Source organism: Pseudomonas helmanticensis (genome assembly GCF_900182985.1).
In the GTDB taxonomy this organism is placed as follows: domain Bacteria; phylum Pseudomonadota; class Gammaproteobacteria; order Pseudomonadales; family Pseudomonadaceae; genus Aquipseudomonas; species Aquipseudomonas helmanticensis.
Genome location: NZ_FXUY01000001.1, coordinates 1,531,976 through 1,549,321, shown reverse-complemented (window position 1 = coordinate 1,549,321; position 17,346 = coordinate 1,531,976). Strand labels below are relative to the sequence as shown.

At 61.6% G+C, this 17,346-nt stretch carries 14 protein-coding genes; 3 read left to right on the top strand and 11 right to left on the bottom strand.

All coding sequences use genetic code 11. The features are described 5' to 3' along the window. Positions 1-5: 5 nt before the first annotated feature. The 6 genes from QOL84_RS06940 to QOL84_RS06915 all read right to left on the bottom strand — a co-directional run bounded on the left by QOL84_RS06940 (position 6) and on the right by QOL84_RS06915 (position 6,804). Entirely contained in the window at positions 6-1,493 is a 1,488-nt protein-coding gene (locus QOL84_RS06940) for an amidohydrolase family protein (RefSeq protein WP_283436690.1), read from the bottom strand. Continuing rightward, on the bottom strand, positions 1,490-2,686 hold the full coding sequence (locus QOL84_RS06935; RefSeq protein ID WP_283436689.1) for an amidohydrolase family protein: 1,197 nt from the start codon (positions 2,684-2,686) through the stop codon (positions 1,490-1,492). Before QOL84_RS06935 ends, QOL84_RS06940 begins: the two co-directional genes overlap by 4 nt. 260 nt (positions 2,687-2,946) lie before the next feature. Continuing rightward, positions 2,947-3,999, bottom strand: a complete 1,053-nt coding sequence (locus QOL84_RS06930) for an extracellular solute-binding protein (protein ID WP_283436688.1) — start codon at positions 3,997-3,999, stop codon at positions 2,947-2,949. Between the two features lie 15 nt (positions 4,000-4,014). After that, on the bottom strand, positions 4,015-4,803 hold the full coding sequence (locus tag QOL84_RS06925) for an ABC transporter permease (protein WP_283436687.1): 789 nt from the start codon (positions 4,801-4,803) through the stop codon (positions 4,015-4,017). Continuing rightward, entirely contained in the window at positions 4,800-5,717 is a 918-nt protein-coding gene (locus QOL84_RS06920; RefSeq protein ID WP_129393168.1) for an ABC transporter permease, read from the bottom strand. The genes QOL84_RS06925 and QOL84_RS06920 overlap by 4 nt, the downstream gene beginning before the upstream one ends. A 1-nt stretch (position 5,718) precedes the next feature. Further along, entirely contained in the window at positions 5,719-6,804 is a 1,086-nt protein-coding gene (locus tag QOL84_RS06915) for an ABC transporter ATP-binding protein (RefSeq protein WP_283436686.1), read from the bottom strand. A 140-nt stretch (positions 6,805-6,944) separates the two neighbouring features. Here QOL84_RS06915 and QOL84_RS06910 point away from each other — a divergent pair, with 140 nt between their 5' ends. The 3 genes from QOL84_RS06910 to QOL84_RS06900 all read left to right on the top strand — a co-directional run bounded on the left by QOL84_RS06910 (position 6,945) and on the right by QOL84_RS06900 (position 12,691). Further along, positions 6,945-7,634 (top strand): GntR family transcriptional regulator, encoded by a 690-nt coding sequence (locus tag QOL84_RS06910; RefSeq protein ID WP_007969663.1) that lies wholly within the window; start codon positions 6,945-6,947, stop codon positions 7,632-7,634. A gap of 134 nt (positions 7,635-7,768) precedes the next feature. Next, entirely contained in the window at positions 7,769-9,880 is a 2,112-nt protein-coding gene (locus tag QOL84_RS06905; protein WP_283436685.1) for a hybrid sensor histidine kinase/response regulator, read from the top strand. Between the two features lie 180 nt (positions 9,881-10,060). Further along, on the top strand, positions 10,061-12,691 hold the full coding sequence (locus QOL84_RS06900) for an excinuclease ABC subunit UvrA (protein WP_283436684.1): 2,631 nt from the start codon (positions 10,061-10,063) through the stop codon (positions 12,689-12,691). Between the two features lie 81 nt (positions 12,692-12,772). On the opposite strand, the gene QOL84_RS06895 is transcribed toward QOL84_RS06900, so the two are convergent. Genes QOL84_RS06895 through QOL84_RS06875 form a run of 5 tightly spaced genes read right to left on the bottom strand, consistent with a single transcriptional unit; the run spans position 12,773 to position 17,344 of the window. Beyond that, entirely contained in the window at positions 12,773-14,716 is a 1,944-nt protein-coding gene (locus QOL84_RS06895) for a response regulator (RefSeq protein ID WP_283436683.1), read from the bottom strand. After that, the gene (locus tag QOL84_RS06890) at positions 14,706-15,581 is read right to left on the bottom strand and encodes a sensor histidine kinase (protein ID WP_129393183.1); all 876 of its coding nucleotides are present in this window, start codon (positions 15,579-15,581) and stop codon (positions 14,706-14,708) included. The genes QOL84_RS06895 and QOL84_RS06890 overlap by 11 nt, the downstream gene beginning before the upstream one ends. Further along, positions 15,574-16,584, bottom strand: coding sequence for an ATP-binding protein (locus QOL84_RS06885; protein ID WP_283438633.1), 1,011 nt, complete (start codon positions 16,582-16,584; stop codon positions 15,574-15,576). Before QOL84_RS06885 ends, QOL84_RS06890 begins: the two co-directional genes overlap by 8 nt. Further along, positions 16,581-16,985: an anti-sigma regulatory factor gene (locus tag QOL84_RS06880; protein WP_003225570.1), complete on the bottom strand. Its 405-nt coding sequence runs from the start codon at positions 16,983-16,985 to the stop codon at positions 16,581-16,583. The genes QOL84_RS06885 and QOL84_RS06880 overlap by 4 nt, the downstream gene beginning before the upstream one ends. Further along, positions 16,982-17,344, bottom strand: a complete 363-nt coding sequence (locus QOL84_RS06875; protein ID WP_034155679.1) for an STAS domain-containing protein — start codon at positions 17,342-17,344, stop codon at positions 16,982-16,984. Before QOL84_RS06875 ends, QOL84_RS06880 begins: the two co-directional genes overlap by 4 nt. Positions 17,345-17,346: the final 2 nt, after the last annotated feature.

Below are 17,346 nucleotides of genomic sequence, written 5' to 3'. Positions count from 1 at the left end.
ACTCTCTAGGAAAGTGGATCAATCGCGCTCAACGGCGCTTCGGCGCTGTAGTCGTCGGCGAACGGAATGGCCGGCTGGAACAGGCTTTTCCAGTCCGGTCGGGCAAAGGCTCGTTCGCTGTGGCTGCGCATCAGTTTTTCGTATTGGCGTTGTGCCTGGCGTTGCAGGGCGGGGTAGTCGACGCCGCTGACCTGACCGTCGTGCATCACGCAACGACCGTCGATGTAACTGGCGATGCAATCGTCGCCGCGCCCGGCCAGCAGCAGGTTTTTCAAAGGATCGAACAGCGGCCCCAGATGCAGGCCGCGCAAGCTGAACACGGTGATGTCGGCTTTGGCGCCGGGGGCCAGGCGGCCGAGGTCATCGCGCCCCAGCGCCCGCGCACCGCCGAGAGTGGCGGCGTTGTACAGATCGAGACTGCTGGTCAGCGCAGATCCGCCCTCCATCAACCGCGCAATGTTCAGACCGTGGCGCATGTTTTCCAGCAAGTCCGCCGGCCAGGTGTCGGTGCCCAAGGCAAAGTTGACGCCCTTGGCGCGGTAGCGACCAAATGAATTCAGCGCCTCGCCATCGCGGGCGAACACCAACGGGCAATGCACCAGGCTCGCGCCGCCGTCGATCACCCGCTGCAAGTCATCATCGCCAGTGGTGTAGATGCCGTGCGGCAGCAAGCTGCGCGGGGTGAGCAAATCCAGTTGCTGCAACCAGCCCAGCGGCGAAGTCCCGCGCAACTGCTCGACCATCGCCACTTCGCTGAGTGCCTGGCAGCAATGCAGACGCATCGGCGCGTTCAGTTCGCGGCTCAGCGCCGAGGTGCGTTGCAGCAGCGCCGGGGTGCAGGTCTGGATGCGATCAGGCAACAGTGCGCCGCGAATCAAGCCGTGGTGTGCGCCGTCGAAATCCTTGAAAAAGCGTTCAGCGGCATCCAGTCCGGCCAGCCCGCGCGCCTCGTTCCAGTGATGGCCGAGGCTGCCGTCGGCGCGCCAATAACTCATGCCGCTCATGTAGCAGGGGCCGAGGTAGCTGCGTAAACCGAGCTCGCCGGCCACCTCGGCAACGGCGGCAAATTCGTCGTAGGTTTGCGCCCACTCGCGGTAATACATCGAGGTGATCGGCATTGCCGTGGTAATGCCGTTGCGGATCAACTGGGTGAAGGCGTAGCGGTATTTGAAGACTTCTTCTTCGCTGCTGTAAGTCTCGCGCGGGCCGGCCGCCAGGTACTCGGCAGACCACATGCGGCCCATGGCGCGTTCGTCGCCGTTATCCAGCGTCAGTACCGTGGAGTCGAGATCGCCGAGTGCATCGAGGTCGATGAAACCGGGACCGATCAACGCGTTGCCGTAGTCGATCCACTGATCCACCGGCCCGGTGTAACCGCGTCCGACGAACTCGATGCGCGCCCCGGCAAAGACCACTTCGCCGTCGCGCCACAGCACATGTTGCGTGCCGTCGAAGCCAACCACGCAGCTGGCGCGCAGACCGATGCGTTTCACAGACGGCTGCTCAGCAAGCGGCCACCTTCGGCGATCAAAACACCTGCGCGATAGACCTGCCGCAATGGCCGCGCGACGACGGCTTCGCCAAGGGTTTCGACCGGCATCAGCAAGAAGTCTGCACGCTGGCCGAGTGCGAATCCGTAATCCTCAATACCCAGCGCCCGCGCACCATTCACCGTGGCCGCCTCGAACGCCGCCGCGAGTTCATCGTCCTTGCCCAGGTCAAAGCGGAACGCCAGCAACATCGCCCGTTCAAGCATGTCGCCATTGCCCATCGGCGACCACGCATCACGGATGCCGTCGGAACCCAGGCAGACATTCACGCCAGTTTCGCGCAACGCCAGAAACGGTGGCACTGCCGTGTCGGCCGGCGCTGAACTCATCAGTGAAATGCCTAACGCCGCCAAGCGCTCGGCGACCGGTTTGACCTGGCTCCACGGCAACATGCCGAGGCAGTAGGCGTGGCTGATCATTACCCGGTTTTGCAGGCTGAAACGCTCGGTGTAGTCGGCGATCAGCGCGATCTGCCACAGGCCCAGCTCACCTTTGTCGTGCAGGTGAATATCAACGCCACGGCCAAATTCCGCCGCGAGTTTGAAGACGAAATCCAGCTGCGCGATCGGGTCGTTGTCGATGCCGCACGGGTCGAGCCCGCCGACGTTTTCCACTCCCAGCGCCATCGCCTCGCGCATCAATTCGGCGGTGCCGGGGCGGCTGATCAGCCCGGTTTGCGGGAAGACCACCAGTTGCAGGTCGATCAGGTCTTTGTAGCGTTCGCGCAGTAGCTGCATGGCTTCGACGTGACGCAGACCGAATTCCGGGTCGATGTCGACGTGGCAACGCAGGGTCAGCGAGCCTCGGGCGATGCAGTTTTCCAGCAGGGCGCCGGCGCGTTCGGCGATGGGGGCGGTGACTTCACGGAGGATGCGCCGTTCGTTACTGATGTAGTCCTTGAGCGTCGGCCCGGCGCTGTTGGGGCGCCAGGGTTGGCCGTAGAGAGTTTTGTCGAGGTGGACGTGGCTTTCGACCAAGGCTGCGGTAAGCAGTTGATGTTGGCCATCGATATCGCTGGCGGCCAGCGGCGTGTTGGTAGCGGGTCGGCGTTGAGTGAACCGACCGTTTTCGATCAGCAGATCTTCGGCGGCGGCGCTGTAGGGGCGCACGTTGCGGAGCCAGTGTGGCTGGGTCATATCAACCTCTGTGTTCTTTGAATTTTTTCCCTCACCCTCACCCTAGCCCTCCCGAAACGTCGGACCGCCCGGAGGGAGAGGGGGCTGAATGGGGGATATTGAAGATGTACGCCGACCTGAACGTCCGGCTGTGAATCCAAAACTGACTGGTTTGCAAGCTCAGTTGTGAATCCATAATCGACTCGGTTCATCAGGTCGGCGTAAGTCGCAAGACACCTCGGTCAGTCCCCTCTACCTAGGGTGAGGGCAGCGGACTCGGATCAACCCTTGAGCTTCGACCAGATCCGGTCCTGCAGCTCCCGCGCCTTGTTGCTGCACTCCTTCTCCGGCCGCAAACGCGAGGCGTATTCGTCGGGCATGTTGATTGCGTCCATCACTTTCCACTTCGGATCAAGCAACGAATCGCTCTGAATCCCGTTGGCGTAAGCAATCGCGTTGGACACCGCTGCGGCGTTCTCCGGCTTCATCATCCAGTCGATAAAGATCTTCGCGTTGCCCGGATGCGGCGCGCTTTTCGGCACGGCAAAGTTGTCCTGGAACATCGCCAGGCCTTCACGCGGATAGACATACTTGATCGTGCTCTTCTGCAACGTCGCCCGCGCCGTCGAGCCGTTCCAGTTCTGCATCATGATCACCTCGCCCGAGGCCATGCGGTCGACGGTGTTGTCGGAGCTGTACATCTTCAAAAACGGCTTCTGCTTTTGCAGCAACTCCAGAATGCGCTTGGCGTCCTGCGGGTTTTCGCTGCATTCGTCGACGTTCAGGTAATGGCTGGCGGCGTTGATCACGCTGCTCGACGTATCCAGCGCGGCGAGCTGGCCTTGCAGCTCCTTGCGCGGTTCGAAGAACTCCTTCCACGAGTCATCCAGTTTGCCGCCCGGCACCCGCGCGCTGTCGTAGGAAAACCCGGTGGTGCCCCACAGATACGGCGCCGAGAACTTGCGGCCAGGGTCGAAACTCGGATCACGGAACGGTCCCTTCACGTACTGGAAATTGCTCAGGGTCGGCGTGTCGATTTCCATCAGCAAGTCCTGCTTGATCAGCGTCTGCATGATCGATTGCGACGGCACGATCACGTCATACGCGGCGCCGCCGGCCTGCAATTTGGCGAGCAGGGTTTCGTTGCTGTCGTAGCCGTCCATGGTCACCTTGATCCCGGTTTCCTTCTCGAACTTGGCCAGCAGATCGACCGGGTAGTAGTCGGTCCAGTTGTAGAAAAACAGCTCTTTCGGCTCGACGGCGTAAGCGCCGAACGCGGTGAAACAACTCAGGGCCAGACCGGATACTGCCAAACGCAGGCTTTTGACTTTCATGAGAGCGCTCCAGATTTATGGTTGTTTACCGCGTTGGCCCAGCCAGAAGGCCAGCACCACCAGAACAATCGAGATCACCAGCATCAACGTCGAGATCGCGTTGATTTCCGGGGTCACGCCAGCCTTGATCGCCGAGAAGATGTACACCGGCAACGTTGTCGAACCGGGGCCGGCGACGAAGAAGGTCATGATGAAATCGTCGAGGCTGACCACGAACGCCAGCACCGCACCGGACAGCACCGCCGGCCACAACAGCGGCAAGGTCACGCGACGGAACACCTGCCATGGATTGGCATAGAGATCGTTCGCCGCTTCCAGCAGGCTCTTGTCGAGATCGTTGAGGCGCGCGCGAATCGGCAAGTAGGCAAAAGGAATGCAGAAGCCGATATGCGCGACGATCACCGTGAGCAAACCGAGCTTGATGCCCAGCGCCATGAACAGCAGCAGAGTGGCCACAGCGGTGACGATCTCCGGCAGGATCAGCGGCAGGTTGATCCCGCCCTCGACCATTTTCTGCCCGTAGAACGGCCGGTAAGTGGCCAGCGCCGCGAGCAGCGCAATCGCTGTGGCGCAGGCCATGGCGAGGGTCGCGACGATGATCGAATTCAGCGCCGCCGTCTGAATCGACGGATTGGCCAGAATCCGCCCGTACCAGGCAAACGAGAACTCGGTCCACACCGTCGCCGAACGGTTGGCGTTGAAGCTGTAGGCGATCAACACGAAAATCGGCAGGTACAGATAAGCGAGGATCAGCAGGCTGATTTCGCGGGTTGCCGGGAGTTTTTTCAGGTGCAGGGAAATCATGCTTTCGCCCCCCGATGGATAGTCTTCGCCGCACGGCGGCTGTACAGCGCGTAAAGCACCAGCGACACCAGCAGAATCGCCAGCAACAGGAACGACAGCGAACTGCCCAGCGGCCAGTTACGCGCCGTGCCGAACTGTTGCTGAATCAGGTTGCCGATCATCAGTGTCTTGCCGCCGCCGAGAATCGCCGGGGTGATGAAGGCGCCGAGGCTCGGCACAAACACCAGCAACGCGCCGGCAATTACGCCGGGCATCGACAGCGGCAGGATGATCCGCCGCAACGCGTGCCAGCGATTGGCGCCGAGGTCGTAAGCGGCTTCGACCAGACGCCAGTCGAGTTTCTCCAGCGTCGAATAGATCGGCAGAATCATGAACGGCAGGAAGCTGTAGACCAGACCGACACTCACCGCAAAATCGTTGTAGAGCAGGGTGATGCCGCCGGCACTCGGGAACAGCGCGTTGAGGCTTTGCGCGACCCAGCCGTGTTCGCGCAGGATGATCAGCCACGCGTAGTTGCGGATCAGCAGGTTGGTCCAGAACGGAATGGTGATGAGCAAGACCATCAGGTTGCGCCGGCGCGGGGTCAGGCTCGACATCCACAACGCCACCGGAAAACCGAGCAGAAAGCACAATACGGTGGTGCCGCCGGCCTGTAGCACCGAGCGCAACAGCGCCTGGGCGTAGACCCAATTCAGCTCCAGTTCGCCATCGAAACCTTCCTGGAAAAACAGCTGCACGTAACTCTGCAATTGCCATTGCGCTTGCCAGTCGACGCCGCCATAGGTGTTGCGCGGCAGCAAGCTGATGTAGCCCATGATCCCCAGCGGAATGGCGATCAGGGCGAGCAGGGTCAACACCACCGGGCTGAGCAACAGCGCGCGGTTGAGAGCGGGGGAAGTGCTGCTGACGCTCATCTCAGGCCTCCATCAACAGACAGGCGTGCGGCGGCAGGTGCACGGCGACGCGTTCACCGACGGCGCGACCACGGTTCAGGCCTTCGTTGTTTTCGCGCAGCATGACCTTGATGTCGTTGTTCAACCGGCACTGGTACAGCGTCGCGGTGCCGACATAGAGCACCGCTTCGATCACCCCGCGCAGGTGATGCGGCTGGCTGGCATCGACCAGTTGCGAACGCTCCGGGCGAAACGCCAGTTGCACGCTGCTGCCGGCGAAGCTCTGTTGCTGACAAGGGATTTCGATCGGCATGCCGTTTGGCACGAAGAGTTTTTCGTTGTGTTCGCCGTGCTTGAGCTGGCCGGGGAGGAAGTTGATGTCGCCGATGAACTGCGCGACAAAGCGGTGTTTCGGCTGCTCGTAGATATCGGTCGGCGTACCGATCTGCAGGATCTTGCCGGCCGACATCACGGCGATGCGGTCGGACAGGGTCAGCGCTTCTTCCTGATCGTGGGTGACGAAGATAAACGTGATTCCGGCTTCTTTCTGCACACGCTTGAGTTCGACCTGCATTTCCTTGCGCAGCTTCAAGTCGAGTGCTGACAGCGGTTCGTCGAGCAACAGCACTTTCGGTTTCGGCGCCAAGGCCCGAGCCAGAGCCACGCGCTGTTGTTGGCCACCCGATAGTTCGGCCGGTTTGCGCGCGGCCAGGTGCTCCATTTGCACCAGCGCGAGCATCTCGTTGACGCGCTCGGGGATCAACTTGCGATCAAGACCCTGCATCTCGAGCCCGAAGGCGATATTCTGCGCAACACTCATGTGCGGAAACAGCGCGTAACTCTGGAACACCGTGTTGACCCGACGCTTGAACGGCGGCAGATCGTTGACCGGTTCGCCGGCCAGGCGAATCTCGCCTTCACTGACGTGTTCGAAGCCGGCGATGGTCCGCAGCAAGGTGGTTTTGCCGCAGCCCGAGGGGCCGAGCAGGGTGAAGAATTCATTGTCGGCGATGTTTACCGAGACATTGTCGAGGGCCGGCGCGAGGCCAGGATCCTCGGAGTAGCGTTTTGAGACGTTGCGCACTTCAATTGCTATTGGTTGACCCATAATGGTGCAATCCTCTATTTATTGTATGCAATATCTGAATGCAATTTAGAAATACCCGGATTAATCTGCGTGTGCAACCCCCTTTTTCCATGGCCGTGCATCGCCAGGGGCAGGTTGCCTGACGCCAAAGGAGTGTTTGAATGACCGAGAAGAAACTGGAAACCACGGTCGACCGCGTCTACCAAGGGGTTTACGAGGCGATCAGCAAGCGTTCGTTGCGCCCGGGAATGAAACTGGGCGAGGCCTCGTTGGCCGAATTATTTAATGTCAGCCGCACGTCGGTGCGTGCTGCATTGAAGCAATTGGAGGCCGATGGGCTGGTCACCACCGAGCCCAATAAAGGTGCATCGGTGTCGTTGCCGAGCAACGAAGAGATTCGTTCGCTGTTCGAAACCCGCCGGCTGATCGAGATCGGCATCGTCACCGAACTGTGTCGCCGCAAGGACACTGCCGCGATGCAGGATCTGCGTGAACACCTGCTGCTCGAAGACGAAGCGCATGCTGCCGGTGACCACGAACGGCTGATCCATCTGCTCGGCGAGTTCCACATCAAACTGGCGCGCAGCCTGAACAATCCGGTGTTGCTCGACTGGTTCCAGAAACTGATTTCGCGCGCCTCGCTGTATGCCGCCGCGCTGGATGACGACAGTCACGAAGCCTGCCGCGACGATGAACATTTACGCCTGATCGAGTACATCGAGGCCGGCAATCAGAGCGCTGCCATCGAACTGACCTGCATGCACCTGAACGGTATCGAGAAGGCCATTCTCGACGTCGCCGCGAAGATGAAAACTGGCTACCACCCGCTCAAGCACCTGATCGGGGTCTAGTCCCCGGACGGGGATGAAATCGGCTATACCTCATATGAAACCAATACGACGCAAGACGCTCGAAACAGACGGGCGTCGTGTTGTATTGGCGTCGTAAATTACCGGGCAATCAGCACAGGACACTGAGTCAGACGATGCAGTTTTTATCCGATAGCCACGGTTGTGACGGCTGGAAAGGCGAGATGGCCGGGCGTATTTGTGCGTTCGACTGGAGTCCTACCGAACTCGGTCCGCTCAATAGCTGGCCGGCCAGCCTGTGCAGTGCGGTGCAATTGATGCTCGCGTCGCCGCTGCCGATGGTCATGCTCTGGGGTCGCTCCGGCTACATGATCTACAACGACGCCTACTCGATATTTGCCGGTGGTCGGCATCCGTATCTGCTCGGTTCACCGGTAGAACTGGGCTGGCCGGAAGTCGCCGAGTTCAACCGGCATGTGGTTGATACCTGTCTGGCCGGCGGCACGTTGTCGTTTCGCAATAAAGAGCTGGTGCTGCTGCGCGATGGCGTGCCTGAAGACGTCTGGATGGATCTGTATTACAGCCCGGTGGCGAATGATGACGGGATGCCCGCCGGGGTCATGGCGATGGTGGTCGAAACCACCGAATTCATGCATTCCGAACGCCTGCGCCAAGCCGCCGAACATGCTTATCGCGCCGACAACGAACGGGTGCGCCTGGCCTTGAATGCCGGGGCTTTGCTCGGTTCGTTCGTCTGGGACGTGAAGAACAATACGCTGTCGGCCGACGAGCGTTTCGCCCGCACGTTCTCCTATCCGCCCGACCAGGACTTGAGCAATCTGCGGCAAGATATCGCCGAGTCGCGCATTCATCCCGACGACTCCGCCTGGGTGCAGGAGCGCGTTGCCCATTCGGTGCAGACCGGCGAGCCGTACAACGCCGAATACCGCGTCCGGCGCAGCGATGGCAGTTATCTGTGGGTGCTGGCCAGCGGCGGTTGCGAATTCAACGAGCACGGCGAGCCGCTGCGTTTTCCCGGCGTGCTGATCGACATCCATGAGCGCAAGAACGCTGAAGAATCCCTGCTCAGATTTACCCGCAACCTCGAACAGCGCGTCGCCGAAGAAGTCGAGGCGCGGCTGGCAGCGGAAGAGCAACTGCGCCAGTCGCAGAAGCTCGAAGCCATTGGCGGTCTCACCGGAGGCGTCGCGCACGACTTCAATAACCTGCTGCAAGTGATTGCCGGCAATCTGCATTTACTGGCCCGGCATGAGCCGGAAAATGCCAATGTGCAGCGCCGCGTCAGCGCCTCGCTGGCGGCGGTCGAGCGTGGCGCCAAGCTGTCTTCGCAACTGCTTGCGTTCGCCCGTCGGCAACCGCTGTCGCCGGCGGTGTGCAATCCGCAGCAGATTTTCGAAGGCGTCGGCGAATTGCTCCAGCGCGCGCTGGGCGAAACCATTCAGATCGATGTGCAGCTGCCGCCGGTGCCGTGGCACATCAACGTTGACCGCAATCAACTGGAAAACGCCATTCTCAACCTGGCGATCAACGCCCGCGACGCCATGCAAGGCGAGGGCACCATTGGTCTCAGCGCCGCCAACGTGCCGCTCGACCGCGAGTTTTGCAGCGGCAAAGGCATCGTCCCCGGCGAGTTTGTCCGGGTCGCGGTGAGTGATACCGGCGGTGGTATTGCGCCACAGATTCTCGAGCAGGTGTTCGAACCCTTCTTCACCACCAAGGCCGACGGCCAGGGCACCGGGCTGGGCTTGAGCATGGTTTTCGGCTTCGTCAAACAGAGCGGCGGCCACGTCGAGATTGACAGCACGGTTGGTGAGGGCACGCGGGTGCAGTTGTACTTCCCGCGCAGTTTGCGCCCGGTTCTGGATGAATCGCCCCACCTGCAGAGGCAGCAGAACGGCGGCCACGAAAGCATTCTGGTGGTCGAGGACAACGAAGCGGTGCGCGCCTCGGCAGTCGAGTTGCTGCGCGAAGAGGGTTATCAGGTGTTGACCGCCGCCAATGGCGACATGGCGATGCAGATGTTGCTGGAAGGCGTTGCGGTGGATCTGATCTTCACTGACGTGGTCATGCCCGGCCTGATCAAAAGCTCCGATCTGGCTGCCTGGGCCAAAGTACAAACGCCGCCGGTGCCGGTGCTGTTCACCTCCGGGCATACCCGCGACATCATTTCGCGCAATCACCAGTTGAGTCCCGACACGCATCTGCTGGGCAAACCGTACAGCCCAGAGGCGATGTTGCAGATGATTCGTGCGGTGCTCAGTGCATGACTGGGTGCACCTCAATCCCCTGTGGCGAGGGAGCTTGCTCCCGCTCGGCTGCGCAGCGGTCGTAAAACCCGACACCTCACTCCAACAGTCAAGTCTGGGGCCGCTTCGCAGCCCAGCGGGAGCAAGCTCCCTCGCCACAGGTTTGGTGCTCGATTTCAGTTTTTTGATCAAGGCCCGCCAATGACTTCCAAGCGTAATTCCAAAGCGCCCGCCGGCATGGTCCGGGTCCGGGGCGCGCGTGAACACAACCTGAAGAATGTCGACGTCGACATCCCCCGCGATGCGCTGGTGGTGTTCACCGGGGTGTCCGGTTCGGGCAAATCCTCGCTGGCGTTTTCCACCTTGTATGCCGAAGCGCAAAGGCGTTATTTCGAATCAGTAGCGCCGTATGCCAGGCGCCTGATCGATCAGGTCGGAGTGCCGGATGTCGACTCCATTGAAGGCTTGCCACCCGCCGTGGCCCTGCAACAACAGCGTGGCACGCCGAGCACGCGCTCATCAGTAGGCAGCGTTACTACCTTGTCGAGCCTGATCCGCATGCTCTATTCCCGCGCCGGCAGTTACCCGCCGGGGCAGCCGATGCTGTACGCCGAGGACTTTTCGCCGAACACGCCACAAGGCGCCTGCCCGCAATGTCATGGCCTGGGTCGGGTTTACGAAGTCACCGAAGCGCTGATGGTGCCGGATCCGAACCTGACCATCCGTCAGCGCGCCGTCGCCTCCTGGCCGCTGGCCTGGCAGGGCCAGAACCTGCGCGACATCCTCGTGACCATGGGCATTGACGTCGACATCCCGTGGAAGAAACTGCCGAAAAAGCAGCGCGACTGGATTCTCTTCACCGAAGAAACCCCGACCGTGCCGGTGTATGCCGGGCTGACCCCGGAAGAAACCCGCGAGGCGCTCAAACGCAAGCTGGAGCCGAGCTATCAGGGCACCTTCAGCGGCGCCCGGCGCTACATCCTGCACACCTTCAGCCATTCGCAAAGTGCGCTGATGAAGAAGCGCGTCTCGCAGTTCATGCTCGGCAGCCCGTGCCCGTTGTGCGATGGCAAGCGCCTGAAGCCCGAAGCGTTGTCAGTGACGTTCGCCGGCTACGACATTGGCGAGTTGTCGCAGATGCCGTTGCTGCAAGTGGCTGAAGTGTTGAAACCGGTAGCGGCGCAAAGTTACCTGGAGCATGCCGAAGAAAGCGGGGAAACCCTGAGCCACGCGCAAACCCGCGAAGCCCGCCAGCAGCGCTTGGCCCATGGCGCCAGTGGCCACGCCAGTGCCCCGGACGTGCGGCACACGCCCAACCTGTCGCTGGAAAAACGCCTGGCGGCGCAGCGCATTGCCGAGGATCTGCTCGAGCGCGTCAGCACGCTGACCGATCTCGGCCTCGGCTATCTGGCGCTGGAGCGCAGCACGCCGACGCTGTCGTCCGGTGAGTTGCAACGGCTGCGGCTGGCCACGCAATTGGGTTCGCAACTGTTTGGCGTGATCTATGTACTCGACGAACCTTCCGCCGGTTTGCATCCAGCCGATGGCGAGGCGCTGTTCGAGGCGTTGCAACGGCTCAAGGCTGACGGCAATACGCTGTTCGTGGTCGAGCATGATCTGGAAACCATGCGCCGTGCCGACTGGTTGATCGACGTCGGCCCGGCGGCGGGCGAGAAGGGCGGTCAGGTCTTGTATAGCGGCCCGCCAGCGGGACTGGCCGGGATCGACGCATCGCAGACCCGCGCCTATCTGTTCGCCGAAACCTCACGGCAAAAGCGCACAGCGCGTCAACCGACGGCGTGGCTGAAACTCGACGGCATCACGCGCAATAACCTGAATAACCTCAGCGCCGAGTTTCCCTTGGGCTGTTTCACCTCGGTGACGGGCGTTTCCGGATCGGGCAAGTCGAGTCTGGTCAGCCAGGCGTTGCTGGAGCTGGTCGGTGCGCAATTGGGGCGTCCGACCGTTGAGGCGGAACCGGAAGAACTCAGCCTTGAGGACGATGCGCCGCAGGTCAGCAGCGGCCAGGTCACGGCGGGGCTGGAGTCGATCAAGCGTCTGGTGCAGGTCGATCAGAAACCCATCGGCCGCACGCCACGCTCCAATCTGGCGACTTACACCGGGTTGTTCGATAACGTGCGCAAGCTGTTCGCCGCGACGCCCGAAGCACGGGCGGCAGGCTATGACGCCGGGCAGTTTTCCTTCAACGTCGCCAAGGGTCGTTGCGCCACGTGCGAGGGCGAAGGGTTCGTCAGCGTTGAATTGTTGTTCATGCCCAGCGTGTATGCGCCATGCCCGACCTGCCATGGCGCGCGCTACAACCCGCAGACCCTGGCGATCCTCTGGGACGGCTTGAGCATCGCGCAGGTGCTGCAACTGACCGTCGATGAAGCGGTGCCGGTGTTCGCCGAGCAGGCGGGGATTCGTCGCTCGCTGGAGGTGCTGCGCGATATCGGCCTGGGTTATCTGCGCCTCGGGCAACCGGCCACGGAGCTTTCCGGCGGCGAAGCGCAACGCATCAAACTGGCCACCGAGTTGCAGCGCAACCAGCGCGGCGCGACGCTGTATGTGCTGGATGAACCGACCACCGGGCTGCATCCGCGCGATGTCGACCGGTTGCTCGAACAGCTGGATACGCTGGTGACGGCGGGGCATACGGTGATCGTCGTCGAACACGAAATGCGCGTGGTCGCACAGAGTGACTGGGTGATCGACATCGGCCCGGGTGCGGGGGATCAGGGTGGCAGGATAGTCGTGGCGGGAACACCGCAGAAAGTCGCGGCGAGCAAGAAGAGCAAGACCGCGCCGTTTCTGGCCCGTGCGTTACGGTAGCAGCAAAAAGATCGCAGCCTGCGGCAGCTCAGGGATGAATGAGTACCTGTAGGCGCTGCCGCAGGCTGCGATCTTTGGCTTTTAACTACCGTCGAGGCTGCGGCGGACCTTGTCGAGCAGTTCGCTGATCTGGAACGGTTTGACCAGCATGTCCATGCCGCTGCCGAGAAACACCTGGCGATTGATCGCGGTTTCCGCGTAACCGGTCATGAACAGGATCGGCAAGCCTTCACGCCAGCCCCGCGCCACATCCGCCAATTCGCGCCCGCTCATGCGCGGTAGACCAACGTCGGTCAGCAGCAGATTGATCGAAGCATCGTTCTGCAAGCGCTCCAGCGCCGTTTCGATATCTGCCGCCTGGGTGCAGCGATAACCGGCGTCCTCCAGCACTTCGGTGACGAACATGCGCACCGAGGCCATGTCCTCGACAATCAACACATGCTCACCGGTGCCTTGCGGATCGATAGCCGCTGCCGGAATGTCGGCGCCGGTTGGATCGCTGGTCGCCGGCAACATGATGGTCACCTCGGTACCGCGTCGCGCGACGCTGCGAATATGCGCATCGCCGCCGGACTGCCGGGCAAAACCATAAATCGTCGACAAACCCAGGCCAGTGCCCTGGCCCAGCGGTTTGGTGGTGAAAAACGGGTCGAAGACCTTGTCGATCACGCTGTGTTCAATCCCCGTGCCGTCATCGCGCACCGACAGCGCCACATACGCGCCATCGGCCAGATTCGGATCGCCATGCGAGTAAGCCGCGTAGGTATTGACCCAGATATTGCCGCCCGCAGGCAGCGCATCGCGGGCGTTGATCACCAGGTTCAACACCGCGCTTTCCAGTTGCACCGGGTCAACCAGCGCAATCGCCGGTTTGCTGGTCAGCTCGAGTTTGAGAGTGATGCGTTCGCCGATGGTGCGCATCAGCAATTCTTCCAGCGAGCGCACCTGTTCGTTGATGTCCACCGGTCGCGTGTCCAGCGGCTGCTGGCGGGCAAACGCCAGCAGACGATGGGTGAGGGACGCCGCACTCATGGCCGAATTCAGCGCCGCCTCGGTATAGAACTGCACTTTGTCCAGGCGCTGATCGGCGATGCGTTTCTGGATCAGTTCGAGGCTGGTGATGATCCCGGTCAGCAGGTTGTTGAAGTCGTGCGCGATGCCGCCCGTCAACTTGCCCAGCGCGTCCATCTTCTGCACTTGCAGCAATTGCGCCTCGGCACGCACACGCTCGGCGGTTTCCTTGGCCAGTTGCGTGGTGGTGTCGTCGAGGCGGGCCAGATGCAAGCGCTCACGGTGGCGGTGTTCGGTGACATCCTCGACGAACACCAGGCTCAGCTCCGGCGTGCGATACGGTGAGATCTGCCATTCAGTCTCGCGAATCTCGCCCTGCAGGCGCATGTTCAGCGTGCCTTTCCAGCGCTCGCCATCGACCAGCCGCAGGCGCAGTTCGTTGAGGATTGCGCTTTGCTCGTCGGCGAAGCATTCACGGAGGATCTGCGGATCACTGTTGTCCAGTATCAATTGCGCGAAGGCATGGTTGCATTCATGCACTTTCAGACTGGCATCGAGCACCGCAATCGGCGCAGAGACATTGGCGAAAATCTCCCGGAAGCGCGCCTCGCTCTCGCGCAGGGCGTTTTCCGTGTCGCGCACGCGCAACAAGGTGCGCAGGGTCGCCAGCAGCACGTCGGCGTCGACCGGGTGAATCAGGTACGCGTCGGCGCCGGCGTCGAGGCCAGTGATGATATCGCCGGTCTGGATCGATGCGGCGGAAACGTGAATCACTGGCAGCAGGGCGGTACGGATATCAGCACGGAGGATACGGACGATGTCGAAACCGCTCATGTCCGGCAGATTGACGTCGAGGATCAGCGCGTCGAGCGGCTCGCTCTCGATCAGCGCCAGGCCCTCGCTGCCGGTACCGGCTTCGAGTACTTCATAGTCGTGGCGTTCCAGACGACGGCGCAGGGCGTAGCGGGTGGCGACGTTGTCATCGACGATCAACAGGCGGATGTCACGTTTCATCGACGTTCTCCAGAGCGATCGCCAGCGGAATGATCACGAAAAAGGTCGAACCGACCCCCGGCGTGCTTTCCAGCCCGACTTCACCACCGAGCAGGGCGGCAAAGCGTTTACACAGGGACAAGCCCAGGCCGGTGCCGCGCAGACGTTTCTGCAACGGCGAGTCGACCTGGGAAAAGTCTTCGAACAATGCGCCATGCAGCTCCGGCGCGATACCGATTCCTGTGTCGCTGACGGCAAAGCGCACTTTATCCGCACCTTCAAGCTGTGCGGAGACCCGCACTTCGCCACGGGTGGTGAACTTCAGCGAGTTGGAAATGAAATTACGCAGGATCTGCGCGAGTTTCTTGTCGTCGGTGTACAGACGCGGCAGGCCGATCGGCTCTTCGAAAATCAGGTCGACGGCGCTCGCATCGACAATCGGCCGGAACATCCCGCGCAACGCGGAAAACAGGTCGAACATGTCGAACCATGCCGGTGAGATGGTGATGCGCCCGGCCTCGATCTTGGCCAGATCGAGCAAGTCATCGACCATGTCGCTGAGCTCGCGCGCCGCCGTGCTGACGAACGCCACCTGCTTGTGCTGTTCCGGGCTGAGCGGGCCGTCGAGTTCATCGGCGAGCAGGCTGTTGATGCTCAGGATCGAACCCAGTGGCGTGCGGAATTCATGGCTCATGTACGACAGGAAACGGCTCTTCAAGTCCGAAGCCTGGCGCAGCTCTTCGGCCTGTATGTCGAGTTCGGCGTACAGGGCCAGCACGCCCTGATTGGTCTCATCGAGTTCTTCGCGCAGGGCCGCAGTTTCGCTCTGCAACTGCGCAATCAGCGCGGTCTGTTCAGCGCTGCTCAAAATGGGCGACTCAGCCATGGGCGGCCTCCAGGGCAACGACCAGCACCGTTGCATCGTCACGCCCGCGACTGAAATCGCGGTGCAGGACGCTGGCTATCACGGCGGGATGGCGGTGCACCAGGCCGGGGTAGTCTTGTAGATTCCAACGGGACTGCAAGCCGTCGCTGTACATGATCAATAGATGTCCGTTCACGTGAGCATAGTCAAAGGGCCGGGCTTTTCGGTATTGCACGCCGACGATACCTGGATGCGAGGCCAGCCCGCGCGATTTGTCGGCGGCAATCAGGCTGGCGCCAATGTTGCCGACACCGGCGAACGTCAGGCTATCGCGCCGGCCGTCGAACTGGGTGAACGCAACGGCGCCGCCACGGGTGCCGATCATGTCGCGGTGCATGTCTTCCATCAACATCACCGGATCGGCAAACGGCGTCAGGGCAAAGGCTTTCGCCCCGGCGCGACCGGCGCGCTCGGCTTCCTCGCCATGACCGAGGCCGTCGATCACCAGGGCGCTGATGCTGGCGCCTTCATACGCCAGGTACCAGACGTCACCGCACGCCGGATCGTCGTGCAACGAATGCTGACTGACGCCATAGCGGATGTCCGGTTCGCGGTCGGTGCGCGGGTAAAGGCGTGCCAACAACACCGCGCCACGGGCATCGGCGTAGACATCGAACACCTCGGTCAGCCGCGATATCGCGCCGAGGCCGATGCCTTGTGTGCCGCCGGTGGAAAACCCGTCGGCCAGGCACGCCTGCAGATCAAAACCCTGCGCACGATCGACTGCGAGCATTTCGATGCCGAAACCGGCGGGCCGAGGTAATGCGCGTAGATGCAGTTCGCCGTGCGTGGCGTGTTTGAGCACGTTGCTCGCCAGTTCAGTGGCGACCAAAGCGACACGCCCGGCATCACGCTCATCAAAGCCATGCTGTTCGGCGAGTTGCTGCGCGGTGCGGCGGGCATGACCGATCTGGCTGCTGTCTTCGATCGGCAGAACCTGGGTCAGCGACCCAACGATATTCATGTCCATCGGGTGATCGTTATGCGCGTGCCTTTGCCGGGCTCGGTGTCGAGTTCGAACTCTTCGACCAGCCGTTTCGCACCGGTCAGGCCCAGCCCCATGCCGCTGCCGGACGTCCAGCCGTCGGTCATCGCCAGTTTGATATCGGCAATGCCCGGGCCTTCATCGCGAAACGTCAGGCGCAGACCGACTTTGTGGTCCTCATCGAGAATTTGCCAGTCCATGTCGCCGCCACCACCGTAAACCATGGTGTTGCGCGCCAGTTCGCTGACGGCCGTGACCATTTTGGTCAAGTCGATCAGGCGCATGCCGCATTCGGTGGCCAGCTTGCGCGCAGTCTGGCGCGCCAGCACCACGTCTTGCTCGATATGAATGGGTTGAGTACCGCTACTGCGCACGGTCATTGTTGCAATACTCGTTCCCGCAGCAGTTTCATCCCGCGCTCGACGTTAAGGGCGGTGCTGACGCCGGGCAGGGTCATACCGAGTTCAACCAGGGTGATCGCGACCGCTGGTTGCATACCGACCAATACAGTCTCGGCGTCCATGATTTTCGACAGGCCGGAAATCGTGCCGATCATCCGGCCGATGAACGAGTCGACCATGTCCAGCGCCGAGATGTCGATCAACACCCCGCGCGCCGAGGTTTTGCTGATGCGTTCGGACAAGTCGTCCTGCAGGGTCAGGGCGAGTTGGTCATGCATGTCGACCTGGATGGTCACCAGCAGGAAGTCGCCCATTTGAAGAATCGGGATACGTTCCATGC